15 protein-coding genes are annotated in these 18,679 nt (G+C 41.6%); 9 read left to right on the forward strand and 6 right to left on the reverse strand.

What is annotated here, in order from left to right; all coding sequences use genetic code 11:
- Positions 1-36: 36 nt before the first annotated feature.
- From ppc to tpiA, 3 genes are all read left to right on the forward strand, one after another.
- Positions 37-2,862 (forward strand): phosphoenolpyruvate carboxylase, encoded by a 2,826-nt coding sequence (gene ppc / locus HMPREF2893_RS03330; RefSeq protein WP_070674304.1) that lies wholly within the window; start codon positions 37-39, stop codon positions 2,860-2,862.
- 281 nt (positions 2,863-3,143) lie between these two features.
- Entirely contained in the window at positions 3,144-4,340 is a 1,197-nt protein-coding gene (tuf, locus tag HMPREF2893_RS03335; protein WP_003008055.1) for an elongation factor Tu, read from the forward strand.
- 163 nt (positions 4,341-4,503) lie between these two features.
- Positions 4,504-5,262 carry a triose-phosphate isomerase gene (gene tpiA / locus HMPREF2893_RS03340; protein WP_070674307.1) on the forward strand — a complete coding sequence of 253 codons (759 nt, stop codon included), beginning with the start codon at positions 4,504-4,506 and terminating at the stop codon, positions 5,260-5,262.
- Between the two features lie 83 nt (positions 5,263-5,345).
- Here tpiA and HMPREF2893_RS03345 read toward each other — a convergent pair whose 3' ends face one another.
- Genes HMPREF2893_RS03345 through HMPREF2893_RS03360 form a run of 4 tightly spaced genes read right to left on the reverse strand, consistent with a single transcriptional unit; the run spans position 5,346 to position 9,908 of the window.
- Positions 5,346-6,581 (reverse strand): aminoacyltransferase, encoded by a 1,236-nt coding sequence (locus HMPREF2893_RS03345; protein ID WP_070674310.1) that lies wholly within the window; start codon positions 6,579-6,581, stop codon positions 5,346-5,348.
- A 5-nt stretch (positions 6,582-6,586) separates the two neighbouring features.
- A complete protein-coding gene (locus HMPREF2893_RS03350) occupies positions 6,587-7,798 on the reverse strand; it encodes an aminoacyltransferase (protein ID WP_049483363.1) in 1,212 nt (403 codons plus the stop codon).
- A gap of 3 nt (positions 7,799-7,801) precedes the next feature.
- A complete protein-coding gene (yidA, locus tag HMPREF2893_RS03355) occupies positions 7,802-8,608 on the reverse strand; it encodes a sugar-phosphatase (protein ID WP_070674313.1) in 807 nt (268 codons plus the stop codon).
- A complete protein-coding gene (locus HMPREF2893_RS03360; protein ID WP_013903868.1) occupies positions 8,598-9,908 on the reverse strand; it encodes an HD domain-containing protein in 1,311 nt (436 codons plus the stop codon). Before HMPREF2893_RS03360 ends, yidA begins: the two co-directional genes overlap by 11 nt.
- Positions 9,909-10,023: 115 nt before the next feature.
- On the opposite strand from HMPREF2893_RS03360, the gene HMPREF2893_RS03365 reads away from it, so the two are divergent.
- The 3 genes from HMPREF2893_RS03365 (at position 10,024) to HMPREF2893_RS03375 (ending at position 14,085) form a co-directional block, all read left to right on the forward strand.
- Positions 10,024-10,407 carry a YwiB family protein gene (locus HMPREF2893_RS03365; RefSeq protein ID WP_049475354.1) on the forward strand — a complete coding sequence of 128 codons (384 nt, stop codon included), beginning with the start codon at positions 10,024-10,026 and terminating at the stop codon, positions 10,405-10,407.
- A gap of 203 nt (positions 10,408-10,610) precedes the next feature.
- The gene (locus HMPREF2893_RS03370) at positions 10,611-13,295 is read left to right on the forward strand and encodes a cation-translocating P-type ATPase (RefSeq protein WP_070466285.1); all 2,685 of its coding nucleotides are present in this window, start codon (positions 10,611-10,613) and stop codon (positions 13,293-13,295) included.
- A gap of 121 nt (positions 13,296-13,416) precedes the next feature.
- A complete protein-coding gene (locus HMPREF2893_RS03375; RefSeq protein ID WP_070674316.1) occupies positions 13,417-14,085 on the forward strand; it encodes an MIP/aquaporin family protein in 669 nt (222 codons plus the stop codon).
- 29 nt (positions 14,086-14,114) lie between these two features.
- Here HMPREF2893_RS03375 and HMPREF2893_RS03380 read toward each other — a convergent pair whose 3' ends face one another.
- A complete protein-coding gene (locus tag HMPREF2893_RS03380; protein WP_070674319.1) occupies positions 14,115-14,972 on the reverse strand; it encodes a metallophosphoesterase in 858 nt (285 codons plus the stop codon).
- Positions 14,973-15,146: 174 nt separating this feature from the next.
- Here HMPREF2893_RS03380 and prfB point away from each other — a divergent pair.
- From prfB to ftsX, 3 genes are all read left to right on the forward strand, one after another.
- Positions 15,147-16,242, forward strand: a protein-coding gene (gene prfB, locus HMPREF2893_RS03385; RefSeq protein ID WP_100209015.1) for a peptide chain release factor 2 whose coding sequence is annotated in 2 segments (ribosomal slippage) — positions 15,147-15,218 and positions 15,220-16,242 — 1,095 coding nt in all. Because the reading frame shifts where the segments join, the coding sequence is not laid out codon by codon here.
- 44 nt (positions 16,243-16,286) lie between these two features.
- The gene (gene ftsE / locus HMPREF2893_RS03390; protein WP_003008021.1) at positions 16,287-16,979 is read left to right on the forward strand and encodes a cell division ATP-binding protein FtsE; all 693 of its coding nucleotides are present in this window, start codon (positions 16,287-16,289) and stop codon (positions 16,977-16,979) included.
- Positions 16,972-17,898 (forward strand): permease-like cell division protein FtsX, encoded by a 927-nt coding sequence (gene ftsX, locus HMPREF2893_RS03395; RefSeq protein WP_042759907.1) that lies wholly within the window; start codon positions 16,972-16,974, stop codon positions 17,896-17,898. Before ftsE ends, ftsX begins: the two co-directional genes overlap by 8 nt.
- Before the next feature lie 69 nt (positions 17,899-17,967).
- Here ftsX and HMPREF2893_RS03400 read toward each other — a convergent pair whose 3' ends face one another.
- On the reverse strand, positions 17,968-18,609 hold the full coding sequence (locus HMPREF2893_RS03400; RefSeq protein ID WP_049475350.1) for an MBL fold metallo-hydrolase: 642 nt from the start codon (positions 18,607-18,609) through the stop codon (positions 17,968-17,970).
- Positions 18,610-18,679: the final 70 nt, after the last annotated feature.

Here is an 18,679-nt window from a genome sequence, read left to right on the forward strand (position 1 = left end):
GGCAATTGTTGAATGGCTATTCAAAAAGGAGAAAAAATGGTCTTACAAAAATTAGAGAACTTCACAAATAAAGATATTATCAAAGAAGAAGCAGAAATCTTAACCAATTTATTAGATGATATTACGAAAAAATTGGTTCGTCCGGAAACCTTTGATAAAATTAGGCAGTTGAAGGATCTATCAAAAACACAGAACTATCGTGAGTTGAATCAAATAGTGGAACAATTGACAAATGAAGAAATGACAGTGATTTCACGTTATTTTGCCATTTTGCCACTCTTGATTAACATCTCAGAAGATGTCGATTTGGCCTATGAAATCAATCATTTGAATAACGTGGATGGTGAATACCTCGGAAAACTTTCTTCAACCATCAAAGAAGTTGCGAAAAATGAAGATGCACAAGAAATTCTTGAAAATCTCAATATTGTACCTGTTTTAACAGCCCATCCAACTCAAGTGCAACGAAAAACCATGCTGGATCTAACCAATCATATTCATGCTCTTCTTCGTCAGCACCGGGATGTTAAAGCTGGTTTAATGAATGAGAATAAGTGGTACAACAACCTTCGTTGTAATATCGAAATCATGATGCAAACGGATATGATTCGTGACAAAAAATTGAAGGTTACTAATGAAATCACCAATGTCATGGAATATTACAATAGCTCTTTCTTGCAAGCTGTTCCAAACCTGATGTTGGAATACAAACGCTTGGCAAAAGAGCATGGATTAGAGCTTGAACAACCACGTCCGATCACAATGGGCATGTGGATTGGGGGAGACCGGGACGGGAATCCGTTTGTAACAGCTGAGACCTTGAAGCGTTCAGCGACTATCCAAAGTGAAGTCATTTTGAACTATTACATCGAAAAGATTTCTAAATTATACCGTCACTTCTCCCTTTCAACGAGTCTTTCTAAAACAAGTGAAGCAGTAGCTGAAATGGCAGCCCTATCCAGTGATACATCCGTCTTTCGTGAAAAAGAACCTTACCGTCGAGCTTTCCACTATATCCAATCAAAATTGATCCAAACCTTGGTCAATTTAAAAGAATGGACGATGGTTGGGGAAACTAGAGAAGATCGTTATGCTGTCGAGAGGTTATTAGGAGCAAATGCTCATCAACAAGGGCCAGTTTCTGATTATATCGGCAATCGTATCTCTGGGGCTCTAAAGAAAATTTCTGAGAAAGAAGCTCCAGCTTATGCATCAGCTCAAGAATTTAAAGAAGACCTTGAAAAGATCAAAGATTCCTTGTTAGAAAACAAATCAGAGTATTTGATTTCTGGTGAATTTGCAGAACTTCTAGAAGCCATCGATGTTTTTGGATTCTATCTGGCCTCTATTGATATGCGCCAGGATTCGAGTGTGCATGAAGCCTGTGTGGCAGAATTGCTGAAATCAGCTGGAATTAATGACCATTATTCTGATTTATCAGAGGATGAAAAGTGTCAAGTTCTCTTGAAAGAACTTTTAGAAGATCCACGTATTTTATCAGCAACTCATGCTGAAAAATCTGAACTGCTTGAAAAAGAATTAGCGATTTTCCAAACGGCCCGTGAATTGAAGGATCGTTTAGGAGAAGAAGTCATTCGTCAAAACATCATTTCTCATGCAACCAGTGTGTCAGATATGTTGGAATTGGCTGTGATGTTGAAAGAAGTGGGCTTAGTCGATACGGAAAAAGCTCGTGTGCAAATCGTGCCTTTGTTTGAAACCATCGAAGATTTGGATCACTCAGAAGAAACCATGAGAAGTTACTTGTCTCTTCCGATTGCCAAACGTTGGATTGCTTCTAAGAACAACTACCAAGAGATTATGTTAGGTTATTCTGATTCCAACAAAGATGGTGGATACTTGTCTTCTTGCTGGACCCTCTTTAAAGCCCAACAACAATTGACCGCTATCGGAGATGAGTTTGGAGTGAAGATTACCTTCTTCCATGGTCGTGGTGGTACTGTTGGTCGTGGTGGAGGTCCTACTTATGAAGCCATCACGTCTCAACCATTGAAATCCATTAATGACCGTATCCGCTTAACGGAGCAAGGGGAAGTAATCGGCAATAAATATGGAAATAAAGATGCTGCTTACTACAACCTTGAGATGCTCGTCTCTGCAACCATTAACCGAATGATTGCCGAACAAAAGAGTCCATTCTCTATGTTTGATCGTTTCGGGGAAGTCATGGATAAAGTCGTGAATCGCAGTTACGATATCTATCGTGATTTGGTCTTTGGAAATGAGCACTTCTATGACTACTTCTTTGAATCAAGTCCGATCAAAGCAATTTCAAGCTTTAATATTGGTTCACGTCCTGCTGCTCGTAAGACCATTACAGAAATCGGTGGTTTGCGTGCTATCCCATGGGTCTTCTCATGGTCACAAAGTCGGGTGATGTTCCCTGGTTGGTACGGAGTAGGTTCTAGCTTTAAGGAATTTATCGATGAGGATCCTGAGAATATCGAAACCCTTCGATACATGTATAAAAACTGGCCTTTCTTCCAATCTCTCTTGTCAAATGTGGACATGGTCTTATCCAAAGCCAACATGGACATTGCCTTTGAGTACGCCCAATTGTGTGAAGAAGAAGAAGTTCGTAATATCTATCAGATCATCTTACATGAATGGCAATTGACCAAGGACATCATCTTGATGATTGAAGAGCAAGACGAGTTGCTCGCTGAAAACCCTTATCTGAAAGAAAGTTTGGACTATCGGATGCCATACTTTAACGTCTTGAACTATATTCAGTTAGAACTGATTCGACGTCAACGGACCGGCCAATTACCAGCCGATCAAGACAAGCTAATCCATATTACGATCAATGGAGTGGCTACAGGATTACGTAATTCAGGTTAAAAAAATCGGAACGACTGTTCCGATTTTTTTATTCCCTGAACCCAAAAGGCGCAAAAGGTACGTATTGGGCTTGAATAGAAGATTTTAAATGAGAATTTTCAAAGCTAGAACAGGATCTTTCAGCAAGCTGATAAAATAAAAGAAAAGAAGAGGAATAATTAAGAAAATATAGGTAAAAGGCTTGCAATTTTATCTAAAATTCGATAGAATAGTAAGGAAAGTTAGACTGTATTGCCTACTGTCTATCTATAAAATATATTTTATTGGAGGCTTTTACTCAAATGGCAAAAGAAAAATACGATCGTAGTAAACCGCACGTTAACATCGGTACAATCGGACACGTTGACCACGGTAAAACTACCCTAACTGCAGCAATCACAACTGTTTTGGCACGTCGCTTGCCTTCATCAGTTAACCAACCTAAAGACTATGCGTCTATCGATGCTGCTCCAGAAGAACGCGAACGCGGTATCACCATCAACACTGCACACGTTGAGTACGAAACTGCTAAACGTCACTACGCTCACATCGACGCTCCAGGACACGCGGACTACGTTAAAAACATGATCACTGGTGCCGCTCAAATGGACGGAGCTATCCTTGTAGTAGCTTCAACTGACGGACCAATGCCACAAACACGTGAACACATCCTTCTTTCACGTCAGGTTGGTGTTAAACACTTGATCGTCTTCATGAACAAAGTTGACTTGGTTGACGATGAAGAATTGCTTGAATTGGTTGAAATGGAAATCCGTGACCTTCTTTCAGAATACGATTTCCCAGGTGATGACCTTCCAGTTATCCAAGGTTCAGCTCTTAAAGCTCTTGAAGGTGACTCTAAATATGAAGACATCATCATGGAATTGATGGATACTGTTGATGAGTACATCCCAGAACCAGAACGCGATACTGACAAACCATTGCTTCTTCCAGTCGAAGACGTATTCTCAATCACTGGACGTGGTACAGTTGCTTCAGGACGTATCGACCGTGGTGTTGTTCGTGTCAACGACGAAATCGAAATCGTTGGTATCAAAGACGAAATCCAAAAAGCAGTTGTTACTGGTGTTGAAATGTTCCGTAAACAACTTGACGAAGGTCTTGCAGGGGATAACGTTGGTGTGCTTCTTCGTGGTATCCAACGTGATGAAATCGAACGTGGACAAGTTATCGCTAAACCAGGTTCAATCAACCCACACACTAAATTCAAAGGTGAAGTTTACATCCTTACTAAAGAAGAAGGTGGACGTCATACTCCATTCTTCAACAACTACCGTCCACAGTTCTACTTCCGTACAACTGACGTAACTGGATCTATCGAACTTCCAGCTGGAACTGAAATGGTAATGCCTGGTGATAACGTGACTATCGACGTTGAGTTGATCCACCCAATCGCCGTTGAACAAGGTACTACATTCTCAATCCGTGAAGGTGGACGTACTGTTGGTTCAGGTATGGTTACTGAAATCGAAGCTTAATTCGATCTAGTTCCCAGATTAACAATTATATAGACAGACAGAAAACCCCGTGAAGACGGGGTTTTTATTTTGGTAAAAAGTAAAATGAGCTTGTGCAACCTTTCATTATGACGAAAATTATGGTAAAATAGTAGTATAAAATTAGAAAAAAGAGGTATGTGAAATGTCACGTAAACCATTTATCGCTGGTAACTGGAAAATGAACAAAAATCCAGAAGAAGCAAAAGTATTCGTTGAAGCTGTAGCATCAAAACTTCCTTCAGCTGACCTTGTTGAAGCTGGTATCGCAGCTCCTGCAGTTGACTTGACAGCTGTACTTGCTGCTGCTAAAGGTTCAAATCTTAAAGTTGCTGCCCAAAACACTTACTTTGAAAATGCTGGTGCCTTCACTGGTGAAACTAGCCCACAAGTTTTGAAAGAAATCGGTACTGACTACGTTGTTATCGGTCACTCAGAACGTCGTGACTACTTCCATGAAACTGATGAAGATATCAACAAAAAAGCAAAAGCAATCTTTGCGAACGGTATGCTTCCAATCATCTGTTGTGGTGAAAGCCTTGAAACTTACGAAGCTGGTAAAGCAGCAGAATTCGTAGGAGCTCAAGTTTCAGCTGCTCTTGCTGGATTGACTGCAGAACAAGTCGCTTCAACAGTTATCGCATACGAGCCAATCTGGGCGATCGGTACTGGTAAATCAGCTTCACAAGACGACGCACAAAAAATGTGTAAAGTTGTTCGTGACGTTGTAGCTACTGACTTTGGTCAAGAAGTGGCTGATAAAGTACGTGTTCAATACGGTGGTTCAGTTAAACCTGAAAACGTTGCTGAATACATGGCTTGTCCAGACGTTGACGGAGCTCTTGTGGGTGGTGCATCACTTGATCCAGAAAGCTTCTTGGCATTGCTTGACTTCGTTAAATAATAACATCTAAAAGGCGAGAGATTTCTCGTCTTTTTTGTCTTTTTTATAGTAGAAAAGACCAGCTTCAAAGCTGGTCTTTTGAGTTAGGAACGTCCTAATAGTTTCTTAATGAGAGAAATCAGTTTGTATTTCAGAGGACTTGGGTAATAACGGAAGGTTCCCATCTTACGGACGATGTAGCCGTTGAAGTTTTGTTTGAAACGAAGAACACCGTCTGACCCGTCAAAGATTCCTTGAATACCGAGGAAGTTATATCTTGGGATACCACGTTTGATGGTTTCAAGCATCATATATTCTTGGAGAACAGCAGGAGCATAGAACTTATTAAATTCTGTATAAGAGCCACTGAATAAATAGGTGGATTCTTGTGGCATATAGACAAAGAGACTACCTGCAAGAATGACGTCTTGATCTCCATATTTTTCAATATATTCTTTCGCGTCCTTCTTTCTCACCTCAAAGGTATCAAACTGGCTAGAGAATTCACGAAGTTGATTTTGTTTTTTCTCTGAATGTGGGTTGACTTCAAGATCTTTCTGTAATTTCTCAATCTTCTGTGCTAGTTTTCCTTGGTCTTTTTCAAGATTCGTGTAGTAATGGTGGAAGTTCAGTGTTGCGATCATGAAATCTGCATTGTCGCCAAAACTGTCATAGAAAGTTTGGTAATAATCCAAGGTCTTATCCTGATAGTCGCGACGGTCACTGGTTGAGGAAGTAATATCCTTAAAGAGTTGCAGTTCATCTCGGTTTAATCGTTTCAGTTTAATACCGAAAGATTTAGCTTTCTTGACAAGTGGCTTTCCTTTTTTACTGAAGCTCTTGAGAAGATTTTTTTCGGTGATGCCCTCCATATCTTTCACATAATGCCAATCACCTTCTCCTCCTGGATAACCTGTTGTTAAACCATCATGCTGATAGCCCAATTTTTTTAGGGTATCCATAAAATGAGTTTGCTCTTCACTGGTTGGATTCCCGTCACTGTCAAAGGTTTGATAGGTATCATAGGGCTTAATAACGAGTTCAATAGCCCCATTTTCTTTCGCATAGTCTTTTAAAGCTGCATAGAAAGGTTCTAGCATAGCTTCCTTTTGGTAAAGGGGGCCAGAATTGATTTCCATATGGAGACCACCTGTCATAGGAAGACTGTACAAGATTGCTGCCACTTGGACTTGATTTTCTTGTTTCCAAGCGATAAATTGGACCGTGTTTCCTCGCTTTTCAAGCAGATCTGCCATTTCAGCAGACTGGATAAAAGAGCGATGGGAGACAGTATTTGCAAATGAGGTAAATTCTTCTTTTGAAATTGTCGTAAGAGTCATGTAACTTATTTACTCCTTAATTTTTTCCGGATCTTGTAGACTTTGTTTACAAGTGGATAGAGTGGACTGGTTGGGAGGTTGAATTCCCCAACAAATTCTTCAATGACAGGATTAAATTTAGATTTGAAATGATAGAGACCACCATCGAGTGAATTTTCAATCCCCCCCATATTTTGCCAAGAAGCACCACGGTCGAAAGCGTGTTGGGCAGTTTCATACCAGGTGAGGATAGCAGGTTGGTAACGGCGGAATTCTTCATCCATCCCTGCATAAACATTTTCAGATGTCCCACCGAATTCAAGGGTTAAGGTCCCAGATAAAGGAACAACCTGTATACCTGCTTGGAGATGCTGTTCAAGAAATTGCAGTTCTTCCTCTATCCGCTCTTTTTCTTTTTGGTTATTCTCAACCTTGCCAGGCTTTGTTTTTTCTGTGAATTTTTCAGCCTCAGCCTTGCTTTTTTCAAGATCTTTTGTAAGGGAGTTTTTCCGTTTCTCGAGATCTAGAGTAGATAAAGTAATGTAGGATTGTCCTTGGTAGGTTGTGAGTAGTTTTTCGTAGTAGTCTTTTCCACGTAAATGAATGCTTTTACGAGCTTCAGTCTTTTTCATGAGAGATGCAAAGTCCTCTAACAATTCAGTCCCGCCAAATTGGACTTGGATCCCTTTGTTCCGAGCCGTTCGGATGGCTTGTCGAGTAGATTTTGAAAGATCTTGCTCGGTGAAAAACTCATTGTGGATATTCGCTTGAAAGCGTGGTTGGATATTTTCTGCCATATCAATGGTTCGGCCAGTCCATTCAACCCCTTCTTTTGTTAGGGTATCGATCACTGCTTGCACATCAGTGGTTTCCGTATTTTCTTGTCCAATCAATTGTTTACTCAAGAAAAGACTTGGATCAAATTTCACAAACAAGGCCTTGTATTGTTTGGCTATCTTTTTAAGGGACTGGATCACATATGAAACCAGCTCCTTGTTTTGGTAATCCATGATGGGGCCTCGAGGAATGTAGAGCATGGAAAAGCCAAGTGGCAGGGGTTGAATCAAGATGCTTGCAACAGCGACTAATTGGTCTTCTTGATAAAAACCAACCCGTTCATTTCCCCAATTATCTTTAATTTTTGCCCATGAACTGCTTTGTAAGAGATTGGTTTGGTCACTCTGAATAACAAAGTCATCATGCTCACTAGCAGAAATTCCTAGCTGGTAATGGTACATTTCTTATAATACCCACTTTCTAATGGCGTATGCAACGCCAGATTCATCATTTGATTTAGTAATAGTTGTAGCAATTTTTTTAAGAGCTGGATTGCCATTCTCCATAACGACGGCATGTCCCACGACTTCTAGCATGGAACGGTCATTTTCCTCATCTCCGATGGCCATGGTTTCTTCTTGCTGGATTCCAAGTCGTTCAGCTAGATGAAGAACAGCTGATCCCTTATTGGTTGTTTTCCCTAGAATTTCTAAATAAAAAGGAGCTGATTTGACCATCGTGAAGCGATCCTCGAATTCTTTAGGGATTTTTGCAATCGCAGCATCCAGAATGTCTGGTTCATCGATATACATGGCCTTGACAAATTCTTTCTCACGAACTTCTTCAGGCGTCCGGTAATAAAGGGGCATATTAACCAGTTGAGATTCATGAATGGTGTAGCGTCCGATATCGCGATTGCTGGTATAGATGCCGTCTTTAGTAATTGCATGAGAGTGGATTTGGAGTTTGTTAGCAAGAGACTCGATATCGAGATAGTCCTCATAATCTAAAAGGTCCTTGATGAGTTCTTTTCCAGTAGCGGTTTCTTGAACCAGACCACCATTAAAGGTAATAACATAGTCTCCAGGATCCATCAAATGGAGTTCTTTTAAAAGTTTTGAGACCCCTGCGATAGGACGACCGGTTGTGATCACGATTTTAACGCCTGCGGCTTTAGCGTCTTGAATGGCTCCAAATACGGAAGGTGTGATCTCTTTTTTTGAATTGAGAAGTGTACCGTCGATATCGATCGCCACTAATTTAATGGACATCCGTCTCTCCTGTAAAATAATCATTGGTGATATAAGAAGTGAATTCTTCTACTTGCTTACTGAAAAGTCCATTAACCTCCAGCATTTCTTTTGGAAAATAGAAGCGGTTGTCCCCATAGCGAGTTCCTGCTAAAGCAGCGACGAGTGGAGACAACTGAGATAATTCAGCGAGACTCCCATCTTTTCGGATCATCTCGATCTGGGTCCGCGGTTTTTCAAGCTCTGGTCGATAAATATCGTAGGGCAGATCGAAATTTTGATGAATAGCGGTGTAGTAGGTTGGATTAAACCCAACCTCTTTAATCAGTTTTTCAAGGATTGCTAAGTCTTTTCGTTTATCTTCTGTAAATAGAATCGATTTAAAGACTTTCCGATTAATATATCGCTGAGCAAGATCAGACAAGATGGTATCCGGACTATCCATCCAGACTTGGAAATAGGTATTCATCACACCGTCATCTAGATTTAGGTAGTCTTGAATGGTGACCTCTTCTTCAAAAAATGGAATCAAGCGAGGTGAAGTCAGTTGAAAATACTCTTTCTGATCTGGATAAATGGTTCTAGCTCGTTTGAGAAGATTTTGAAGGAGGACTTCCATGGCACGAGTAGCCGGGTGGAAGTAGACCTGCATATACATTTGGTAACGGCTGACCACGTAATCCTCGACAGCGTGCATGCCATTTTGTTGGAAGGCAATGCCATTTTCAATCGGTCGAATGACGCGCAAAATACGGGTCAAGTCAAATTTTCCATAGGAAGCACCCGTAAAATAGGCATCCCGCAGTAAATAATCCATTCGGTCCACATCAATCTGACTAGAAATTAATTGCACCACTTGTTTATTGGGATAGGTATGATCAATGACGCTGGCTACACGATTTGGGAAATCAGGAGCCACTTGCAAGAGGATCTGATTGACCTCCGTCTCTGGGCTGGTGATGATCAGCTGGGTCATTTTTTCATGATCGGTTCCAAAGAGTCCTTCGAAGGTATGAGAATAAGCACCATGTCCAATGTCATGAAGAAGAGCGGCTGTCATGGTCAGTAAGTTTTCATCAGAATTCCATTGCTCTGCATACTTCTCCTCAAAAATGGATAGAATGCGTCTTGAAATTTCATAGGCGCCAAGACAGTGAGAAAAACGACTATGCTCCCCACCGTGGAAGGTAAAACCAGATGTCCCCAGTTGTTTGATGCGGCGTAGTCGTTGAAATTCTTTACTATTAATTAATTGATAAATGATGGGATGATCCACATGAACGTAATCATGCACGGGATCGCGAAAGACTTTTTCATTCATGGGTCTATTATAGCAAAAAAAAGCCTATTTTGCGATATAGAGGCTAATAGGGGCAGTCAAAATGCGTAAAATTTGATAGAATAGTAAGGCAAGAAAAGAAGAGAAGGAGACAAAGATGCAGATTCGCATTCAAAATACCATTCGATTTGGAGAAGAAATGGAAATCGTTGATCAGTACTATCAAGGTGAATGGAAGGAAAAAGCAGGTTTTCAGTATCTCTTGTATACCAATGAAGAAGATGAAAAGGTTGCTTTGAAATTTTCCAATGACGAATTGGTCATGACACGTTTCTCAAGTCCTAAATCCATCATGCGTTTCTACAAAAATGAAGATGGTGGGGCAATCATCCCAACTCCGATGGGCATTCAGCAGTTTTTGATTACAACAGATTTCTTTCAATTAGAAGCAGGTCATTTGCAAGTCTCTTATCGCTTGTTAACTCTCGATGGAGAACAGGAATTTGCTAATTATCAATTACTAGTGGAATGGGAAGAATAGACCTCATTAAATTATTAGAGATCCCGCTTGCTTTATTCTATAAAAATGGTATAATAAAACCACTCAAGGGAGTAGCTGGCGGTTTTCCGCGATAGTGTCGTCATTACGAATTATTTCCGGCACTATATTAAACAGCGAGACTTGTTTTTTTAAAAAACAGGTCTCTTTTTTTGTAAAAAGAGGCCAAAAAGGAGGAGACTGTTTTGTCAAAAGAACAAAATAAAGATTTGTTTTACACGCAATCTTCTGAGGAAGTCCTAAAGAACTTGGACTCATCTGTCGAAGGTTTGTCAACCGCCCAGGCTCAAGAACGCTTAGCGAATTATGGTCGTAATGAGTTGGAAGAGGGTGAAAAACGTAGCCTACTAGCTAAATTCCTTGATCAATTTAAGGATTTGATGATTATCATCTTGCTTGTGGCAGCGGCACTTTCTGTGATTACAGAAGGAATGGACGGTCTAACGGATGCCATGATCATCTTGGCCGTTGTTGTCTTGAATGCTGCCTTTGGGGTTTACCAAGAAGGGCAAGCAGAAGCAGCCATTGAAGCTCTGAAAAATATGTCTAGCCCCATGGCTCGTGTTCGTCGTGATGGCCATGTTATTGAGATTGACTCAAAAGAATTGGTACCCGGAGATATCGTCTTGCTTGAAGCGGGAGATGTCGTGCCTGCAGATATGCGTTTGTTTGAAGCAGCTTCTCTTAAAATTGAAGAAGCAGCTCTTACAGGGGAGTCTGTGCCAGTTGAAAAAGATGTGACAGGACTTGTTGAAGCAGATGCTGGTATTGGGGACCGCGTTAATATGGGTTACCAAAACTCAAATGTAACTTATGGTCGTGGTATTGGTGTCGTAACAAACACTGGTATGTATACAGAAGTTGGTAAGATTGCAGATATGTTGGCTAATGCCGATGAGACTGAAACACCATTGAAGCAAAGCTTGGAACAATTATCTAAAGCCTTGACTTACTTAATTGTTGTGATTGCGGTCATTACTTTCTTAGTTGGTGTCTTCGTTCGTGGGGAACATCCATTGGAAGGCTTGATGGTAGCTGTTGCCCTTGCGGTTGCGGCGATTCCAGAAGGACTTCCTGCCATTGTAACCATCGTTCTTTCTTTGGGAACAACAACCCTTGCCAAACGCAATTCGATTGTTCGTAAATTGCCAGCCGTTGAAACACTTGGTTCAACAGAAATCATCGCATCTGATAAAACAGGTACTTTGACCATGAACCAAATGACGGTTGAAAAAGTCTATACCAACGGTCAATTACAAAGTGCAGCAACTGAGATAGCTGCTAGCAACAATACCCTTCGTATCATGAACTTTGCCAATGATACCAAAGTGGACCCATCTGGCAAGTTGATTGGGGACCCAACAGAAACTGCCTTGGTGCAGTTTGGCTTAGATCACAACTTTGATGTTCGTGAAGTCTTGAAGGATGAGCCACGTGTAGCTGAATTGCCATTTGACTCAGACCGTAAGCTTATGTCTACCATCCATAAAGAAGAAAACGGTTCTTACTTTATCGCTGTGAAGGGTGCGCCTGACCAATTGCTCAAACGTGTGACGCGTATTGAAGTCAATGGGGAAGTTCGTCCTATCACGGATGAAGATAAGAAAGCTATCCTTGCTACCAACAAAGACTTGGCTAAACAAGCCCTTCGTGTCTTGATGATGGCTTATAAGACAAGCAAGGAAATTCCAACTTTGGAGTCTGAAATTGTTGAGTCTGACCTGATCTTCTCTGGTTTGGTCGGTATGATTGACCCTGAGCGTCCAGAAGCTGCAGAAGCTGTCCGTGTCGCTAAGGAAGCGGGTATCCGTCCGATCATGATCACTGGTGACCACCAAGATACAGCAGAAGCTATTGCCAAACGTCTGGGAATCATCGATCCAAATGATACCGAAGACCATGTCTTCACAGGGGCTGAGTTGAATGAACTCTCTGACGAAGAATTCCAAAAAGTCTTCAAGCAATATTCTGTCTATGCGCGTGTATCACCTGAACACAAGGTTCGGATCGTGAAAGCTTGGCAAAATGAAGGCAAAGTTGTTGCCATGACAGGGGATGGGGTCAACGATGCACCATCACTTAAGACAGCTGATATCGGTATCGGTATGGGGATTACAGGTACAGAAGTTTCTAAGGGAGCTTCAGACATGGTCCTTGCAGATGATAACTTTGCAACCATTATCGTAGCGGTAGAAGAAGGACGGAAGGTCTTCTCAAATATCCAAAAATCTATCCAATACCTCTTGTCTGCCAATATGGCTGAGGTCTTCACCATCTTCTTTGCAACCCTCTTTGGTTGGGATGTATTGCAACCAGTGCATCTTCTCTGGATCAACTTGGTAACCGATACGCTTCCAGCCATCGCTCTTGGTGTGGAACCAGCTGAGCCAGGTGTCATGAGCCACAAACCTCGTGGACGTAAATCTAACTTCTTTGACGGTGGGGTCTTCGGAGCTATTCTTTATCAAGGTATCTTCCAAACCATGCTGGTTCTTGGTGTTTATGGCTGGGCTTTGCTCTCTCCAGAACATGCGACTCGTGCCGAAATCCATGCAGACGCTTTGACCATGGCATTTGCAACTCTTGGTTTGATCCAATTGCTCCATGCCTTTAACGTTAAATCGGTTTACCAATCGATCTTTAAAGTGGGACTCTTCAAGAACAAGAGCTTTAACTGGTCGATTCCAGTTGCCTTTGTTCTCTTGATGGCGACCATCATTGTCCCTGGATTTAACAAACTCTTCCATGTCTCTCATTTGAGTTTGACACAATGGTTAGCAGTTATGATTGGTTCGCTCTTGATTGTTGTTCTCGTTGAGATTGTTAAAGCCGTTCAACGTGCACTTGGAAAAGATAAAAACGCCATTTAAACATAAAAAAAGTCATCTTTGGATGGCTTTTTTTGCGGGCAAAATAGACTGGGCATATTTCTTGAGGTACGTGTGGATTTTTGATAAACTAGTCAACAGTTTGAAGAAAGGAAACTTAGTTATGAAAAAGTTTTTTGCTGAAGTAATCGGCACATTTATGCTTGTCTTTATCGGGACTGGCGCAGTTGTTTTTGGAAATGGAACAGAAGGTCTGGGACATTTAGGAATTGCCTTGGCATTCGGTTTATCCATTGTTGCAGCAGCTTACTCAATTGGGACTGTTTCTGGTGCCCACTTGAACCCAGCTGTTTCGATTGCCATGTTTGTAAACAAACGCTTGTCTTCAAAGGACTTGGTTAATTATATTGCAACTCAAGTAGTGGGGGCGGTTCTCGCATCTGCAACAGTACTCTTCCTCTTGTCAAATTCAGGTATGTCAACAGCTAGTCTTGGTGAAAATGCCCTAGCGAAGGGTGTGACTCCATTTGGCGGTTTCTTGTTTGAAGTGATTGCGTCCTTTATCTTTATCTTAGTCATCATGACAGTGACATCAGCTAGCAAAGGTAATGGGAAAATCGCTGGTCTTGTCATAGGTTTGAGCTTGACTTTGATTATTCTTGTTGGTTTGAACATTACAGGACTTTCTGTTAACCCAGCTCGTAGTTTGGCACCTGCCCTTTTTGTTGGTGGTGCAGCCCTTCAACAAATTTGGATCTTTATCTTGGCTCCAATTGTCGGTGGTGTTCTGGCTGCAATCGTTGCAAAAAATCTCTTGGATACAGAAGAGTAAAAAAATTGGTCCCAGAGGGACCAATTTTTTTATAGTTTAAGGATCGTCATGGCTTGAGAAAATTCATGAGCGAGCTGTTTTTTCTTGTATGCTTTAAATTCGGGGAGGTCTTTGATTCTGCGATAGCGTTTGTAGGGATCGTATCGTTTTGGAAAATCATATTCAGGAAAAGCTTCGAAAAATTGCTTGCAGAGCTCCCATTCTCGGACATAGCCTAAAGGTCTAGCATGATAGGTGATGTTGTCAATGGTTGTTGCTGGCATTCGATGGTGGCTATGACCAAAAATCACCTCTTTGACAGGATATTGTCTAAACATTTCATGAAAGGCTTGGCTCCCTAGAAAAGCATTAAAGCGTTCAAAATAAGGGTGGCGCAGGAGAAACTGACTATGAGGAACAAAGTGCATAGCGATGATCAAGGGTTGATCCACTTGCATGAGTTCTGTTTCGAGCTCTTGCAACAGACGTTGGGTAATGGCTGGATCAGATCCCCTTCGTTGGAGACGTCTGTCAAACCAAAACAGATTCTTAGTTTGGAGATGTTTTTGGGGAGAGATAGTAGGAACAAAGCTGTAGTCATACCAGCCCGAAAAGGCAAGGAGTGTATGCTTTGAAAAAGGAATCTTTTGAAATTCAAAAGGTCCCATGGCTTCTTCTGATAGGCCCAGCATATCATGATTTCCCAAGCTAAAGGTCACTGGAAGATGACAATGAAGTTGGTCTAAAAATTTCTGTGAGGTCTTTTCAAAGCCGTTGGCAATATCTCCTGCAATATGGAGATGTTGAATTTTTTTGTCCTTGAAAAGAGTGATCAGGGTCTCTAATTCTTCTTTACCGAAGTTGTTCGAATCAATATGTAAATCGGACATAAAAGCTACTATTGTCATGCTACCAGTCTAGCATAAGAGGATCTTTTTTTCTAACAATTAGGTTACAAATGAATGGAAAAATGTTGAAAATTAGCTGGCTTGGCAGTAGTCAACCAGCAGATCCAATATTGGAAGGTGGGCAAATAGTGAAGGTTATGATATAATAGACTAGATACATAGAAAGAGGTACTTATGGACATTTCAGAAATTCGTCAAAAAATTGACGCAAATCGTGAAAAATTAGCTTCTTTCAGGGGGTCTCTTTGACTTAGAGGCATTGGAAGAAGAAATTGCCATTTTAGAAAATAAAATGACAGAACCTGATTTTTGGGATGATAATATTGCTGCGCAAAAGACATCTCAAGAATTAAATGAACTCAAGCAGACCTATGAAAATTTCCATCAAATGGTGGATCTCTTTGATGAGTCAGAAATCTTACTGGACTTTTTGGCAGAAGACGATTCGGTCAAGGAAGAATTGATCGAGAAGTTGGAGGAGCTGGATAAACGTATGACCAGCTATGAGATGACCTTGCTATTGTCTGAACCCTATGACAATAATAATGCCATCCTAGAAATCCACCCAGGTTCAGGAGGAACAGAAGCTCAGGACTGGGGCGACATGCTTCTTCGGATGTATACTCGTTTTGGAAATGCCCACGGATTTAAAGTTGAAGTCTTGGACTATCAGGCTGGAGATGAGGCTGGAATCAAGTCTGTGACCCTATCCTTTGAAGGGCCACATGCATACGGTCTTCTGAAATCTGAAATGGGCGTTCACCGTTTGGTTCGGATCTCTCCATTTGACTCCGCTAAACGTCGTCATACCTCCTTTACATCTGTTGAGGTCATGCCCGAATTAGACGATACCATCGAAGTCGAAGTTCGTGATGATGATATCAAGATGGACACCTTCCGCTCTGGTGGAGCTGGTGGACAAAACGTCAACAAGGTCTCTACAGGGGTGCGCTTGACCCACATTCCGACAGGGATTGTAGTGGCGTCCACCGTGGATCGGACCCAATACGGGAACCGTGATCGTGCGATGAAGATGTTGCAAGCTAAACTCTACCAATTAGAGCAAGAGAAAAAAGCAGCAGAAGTGGATTCTCTAAAAGGGGATAAAAAAGAAATCACCTGGGGAAGTCAAATCCGCTCCTATGTTTTTACCCCTTATACCATGGTTAAGGACCACCGGACCAACTACGAAGTAGCGCAGGTGGACAAGGTGATGGATGGAGATATCGATGGCTTTATCGATGCCTACCTTAAATGGCGTCTCCAATAACCTCGAGGGAATCAACCAGAAAAGAATGAGAGGAATTTCATTACATGTCAATGATTGAAATGAAAGATGTTGTCAAAAAGTATGACAACGGGACGACGGCCCTTCGCGGGGTCTCTGTCCAAATTGAACCAGGAGAATTTGCCTACATCGTAGGACCTTCTGGTGCAGGGAAGTCGACCTTTATTCGACTTTTATACCGTGAAGTCAAACACGATAAAGGAAGTTTGAAAGTAGCTGATTTTGATTTGGATAAAATCAAAAAACGCGATATTCCTATGTTGCGACGCAATGTGGGAGTGGTCTTCCAAGATTATAAATTGCTTCCAAAGAAAACCGTTTATGAAAATATTGCCTACGCAATGCAAGTTATCGGTGAGCGCCGTCGCAATATTAAAAAGCGTGTGATGGAAGTTTTGGATCTTGTCGGATTGAAACACAAGGTCCGCTCATTCCCGAATGAATTGTCCGGTGGGGAGCAACAACGGATTGCGATTGCTCGTGCGATCGTCAACAATCCGAAAGTCTTGATTGCGGATGAGCCAACGGGGAACTTGGACCCAGATAATTCATGGGAAATCATGAATCTTTTGGAGCGGATTAATCTGCAAGGGACCACAGTATTGATGGCGACCCACAATAGCCAGATTGTAAATACTTTACGTCACCGTGTCATCGCGATTGAAAATGGTCGTGTAGTGCGTGATGAAGCGGAAGGAGAGTACGGATACGATGATTAGAAGATTTTTCCGACACTTAATCGAATCGCTTAAAAGCTTGAAACGAAATGGTTGGATGACGATTGCAGCGGTCAGCTCGGTTATGATTACCCTTAGCTTGGTTGCTATTTTCGCCTCTGTTATTGCTAATACCATCAAGCTTTCAGATGATATTCAAAACAGTGTGCGGGTTGTAGTATACATGCGCAAGGATATTCAAGATCAGAGCGAGCAGATTGAAAAAGACGGTCAAACCGTGACCAATGAAAACTACCATAAGGTCTACGATGCTCTGACAGCCATGAAGCATGTCGACAAGGTTGATTTTTCTAGCAAGGAAGAACAGTATGATAAACTGATCAAAACGGCTGGGAACAACTGGAAGATTTTTGATGGAGATGCCAATCCTCTCTATGATGCTTATTATGTAGAGACGACTGCTCCAAAATATGTGAAGCAAGTCTCAGCAGATGCCAAAAAAATTGAAGGGGTCTCTGAAGTTAAAGATGGTGGGGTCGATACCCAACGCTTGTTTGCTCTTGGAACCTTCATCCGAAACTGGGGCTTGATTGGTGTAGCTTTATTGATCTTCATCGCAGTCTTCTTGATTTCAAATACCATTCGGATTACCATCATTTCACGTAGTCGTGAGATTAAGATTATGCGACTGGTAGGAGCAAAAAATGGCTATATTCGTGCACCATTCCTTTTAGAAGGTGCTTGGATCGGTCTCTTGGGAGCCTTGGTTCCTTCAGCTTTGGTCTTCTATGTGTATAATGTTGTCTATACATCTATGAACAATAACTTGGCAGATCAAAACTTGTATCTCTATAGTCCTCATCTCTTGGTACCGATCATGGTCGGTGGCCTCTTTGGATTAGGAATTTTGATTGGGGCGATTGGTTCTTCAATCTCCATGAGACGTTTTCTTAAGATATAATAAAAAAGCAAGTTCGCACTTGCTTTTTTTGTCTACTTCTATGAGGACAGGAAGGATGATAAGGACTCTTTAGGATTGTCTAAAGAAGGGATTGAACATCTTCTCGTGACCAATAGAAGTCTCAGGGCCATGCCCGGGATAGACAGTGTAGGAAGATGGAAGGGTAAAGAGTTCTTCTCTGATACTGCTAAGTAACTGTGCCGCGTTCCCTGTTGGAAGATCGGTCCGTCCAATGGTTTCGCGAAAAAGGGCGTCACCGGATAGAACCAGGTGATCCTCAGGAAAGACGATAGAGACTCCTCCTGCAGAGTGGCCTGGTGTCTCCAGAACATAAAAGTGGAAATCGGCTATTTGGTAATCGGAGCGAATGTCATAAAGGAAGTCGGCCTCCTTGCATACCACATCTTCTAAATCCGCATGACGATCCAAACCAGATAAATTATCGACAGGAGAAGACAACCAACTGGCTTCTGCTGAATGGACATAAACAGGTGGGAAATGATAGGTCTGACGAACCTTTTCAAGACTCATAATGTGATCATAATGCGTATGGGTTAAAAGAATCGCTACGATTGGTTTTCCGATGCGATCTATTTGTTTTTGAATAGTCGCCCAGTCGCTACCTGGATCGACAAGAATGAGGGAGTGGTCATTTTCAAGGTAGTAGGTGTTTTCATAAGCTACAGGATTAACGGTACGATAGATTTTCATAAGGACTCCTTTCTAGAATAGTGTATCAAATTGCGAGGAAAATAACAGGATTGAAGTCAGCATGAAAGGA

The sequence above is a fragment of the Streptococcus sp. HMSC072C09 genome (assembly GCF_001813105.1).
Classification (GTDB): domain Bacteria; phylum Bacillota; class Bacilli; order Lactobacillales; family Streptococcaceae; genus Streptococcus.

What these genes read in the sequence shown, in the direction of transcription:
- ftsE (WP_003008021.1), top strand. Translation starts at nt 16,287, where the DNA reads ATGTCAATGATTGAAATGAAAGATGTTGTCAAAAAGTATGACAACGGG.
- HMPREF2893_RS03365 (WP_049475354.1), top strand. Translation starts at nt 10,024, where the DNA reads ATGCAGATTCGCATTCAAAATACCATTCGATTTGGAGAAGAAATGGAA.
- tpiA (WP_070674307.1), top strand. Translation starts at nt 4,504, where the DNA reads ATGTCACGTAAACCATTTATCGCTGGTAACTGGAAAATGAACAAAAAT.
- HMPREF2893_RS03345 (WP_070674310.1), bottom strand. Translation starts at nt 6,581, where the DNA reads ATGACTCTTACGACAATTTCAAAAGAAGAATTTACCTCATTTGCAAAT.
- HMPREF2893_RS03360 (WP_013903868.1), bottom strand. Translation starts at nt 9,908, where the DNA reads ATGAATGAAAAAGTCTTTCGCGATCCCGTGCATGATTACGTTCATGTG.
- HMPREF2893_RS03400 (WP_049475350.1), bottom strand. Translation starts at nt 18,609, where the DNA reads ATGAAAATCTATCGTACCGTTAATCCTGTAGCTTATGAAAACACCTAC.
- HMPREF2893_RS03380 (WP_070674319.1), bottom strand. Translation starts at nt 14,972, where the DNA reads ATGACAATAGTAGCTTTTATGTCCGATTTACATATTGATTCGAACAAC.
- ppc (WP_070674304.1), top strand. Translation starts at nt 37, where the DNA reads ATGGTCTTACAAAAATTAGAGAACTTCACAAATAAAGATATTATCAAA.
- yidA (WP_070674313.1), bottom strand. Translation starts at nt 8,608, where the DNA reads ATGTCCATTAAATTAGTGGCGATCGATATCGACGGTACACTTCTCAAT.
- tuf (WP_003008055.1), top strand. Translation starts at nt 3,144, where the DNA reads ATGGCAAAAGAAAAATACGATCGTAGTAAACCGCACGTTAACATCGGT.
- HMPREF2893_RS03350 (WP_049483363.1), bottom strand. Translation starts at nt 7,798, where the DNA reads ATGTACCATTACCAGCTAGGAATTTCTGCTAGTGAGCATGATGACTTT.
- ftsX (WP_042759907.1), top strand. Translation starts at nt 16,972, where the DNA reads ATGATTAGAAGATTTTTCCGACACTTAATCGAATCGCTTAAAAGCTTG.
- HMPREF2893_RS03375 (WP_070674316.1), top strand. Translation starts at nt 13,417, where the DNA reads ATGAAAAAGTTTTTTGCTGAAGTAATCGGCACATTTATGCTTGTCTTT.